We start from the raw sequence: 1,331 nt of genomic DNA, 5'->3' as shown, positions 1-1,331 counted from the left end.
GGGTGCCGCCGGTGGGGTCGCGGCGCCGGGGCCGGCGCCCCACGGACCGGGACCGGGCCCGCCGGTCCCGGCGGGGTACGAGGGGGGATACGGATTGACAGCGGGCGCGGCGGGCGCGGCGGGCGGGGTGACGGGCCCCCGACGCAGCTCGGCACCGCACACGCCGCAGTGGCGGTCGGCGTCGGCCGGCGGCTCACCGCAGCCGGGGCAGACGGAGACTTGATCGAGCTGCGGCATCGTCACACCCATGTCCTCGGGCGGAGACGGTTGGCCGTCTCCACCAGTTCGATCCGTTCGCGGGGGCTCGCGGCGAGGCGGGCCAGCACCCGGTACGAGCCTTCCAGACCCGACCGGAGTCCCTTTTCGTCCAACGAGTGTCCCAGCACGGTACGTGTCCCCTCCGAAGCAGGTTCCGGGGCCCCGGCCCGACCGGCCAACCACCAGTCCAGCGCCACCCCCAGCACCTCACAGGACAGCCGTTCCACAAGCGCCGGTTCCACACCGTTCCCACGGAGTTCGGCCACCCGCCGTCCGCAGGTCAACACCTCGGGGAGGAGGGGTTCGCGGGGGTCGCGTCCGCGCAACCGGGCGCGCACCGCCGCCACCAGGGCGGCGTTCCGGTGCACGGAGGTCTCCGGGACGGATTCCAGGACCCGCACCGCCCCCTCGCGGTCACCGGCCGCGAGCCGCACCCGGGCGAGACCGAAGCCGGCGCCGTGATGGCCGGGATCGGTGGCCCACACGGCCGCGTACCACTCCTCGGCGTCCCGGGTGCCGCCCAGCGCCTCGGCGCAGACCCCCAGGGCCAGGCCGGGCGCCGGCTCGCCGGGGAAGGCGTCGTGGACGGCGCCGAAACACCGGGCCGCCGTCGCCGGGTCGTGCGCGCACAACGCGGCCACCCCCCGGTACCAGACCACCCGGTGGTCCCCGGGCGTCCACCGGGCCGCCGCGTCGAGCAGCTCCGCCGCCTCGGCGTCGGCGTCCGCCCGCAGCTCGGCGTTCCCCGGTTGTTCGAGGGGGAGTTCCAGCAGGGCCCGAACCCGGCGCAGCCGCAGTTCGATCGAGTCGGTGGGGGCCGCCTCCAGGGCGGTGAGGGTCTCGGAGGCGCCGGCGGGCGGCAGGCCGGCGAGGAAACCGGCGCAGGCGTCCTCCGGGTCGAGCCGGGGAACGGGCAGCGCCAGCGCGCTCTCCCGCAGATCGGGGACGATCGTCCCCGGCACGCCGTCCCGCCGGCCGGGGAGCCCGGTGCCCGCGGGGCGGGGCGGGTCCTCCGCGCCCGGGCGCCGACCGCGCAGCCGGAACCGGCGGCGCGGGGGCGTGCGGTGGGGGCC

Annotated in this window: 1 protein-coding gene and 1 pseudogene; both read right to left on the bottom strand. The window is 77.8% G+C overall.

From position 1 onward, the window contains the following. Positions 1-243 (bottom strand): annotated as a pseudogene (locus FOE67_RS29760) (serine/threonine-protein phosphatase); the annotation flags it as partial. Beyond that, positions 240-1,331: tetratricopeptide repeat protein (locus FOE67_RS25840; protein WP_323385534.1), on the bottom strand; the 1,092-nt coding region annotated here is incomplete at its 5' end. The pseudogene FOE67_RS29760 and the gene FOE67_RS25840, both read right to left, overlap by 4 nt.

It is taken from the genome of Streptomyces calidiresistens (genome assembly GCF_014141525.1).
GTDB lineage: Bacteria > Actinomycetota > Actinomycetes > Streptomycetales > Streptomycetaceae > Streptomyces > Streptomyces calidiresistens.
This window is presented reverse-complemented; position numbering and strand designations above follow the sequence as displayed.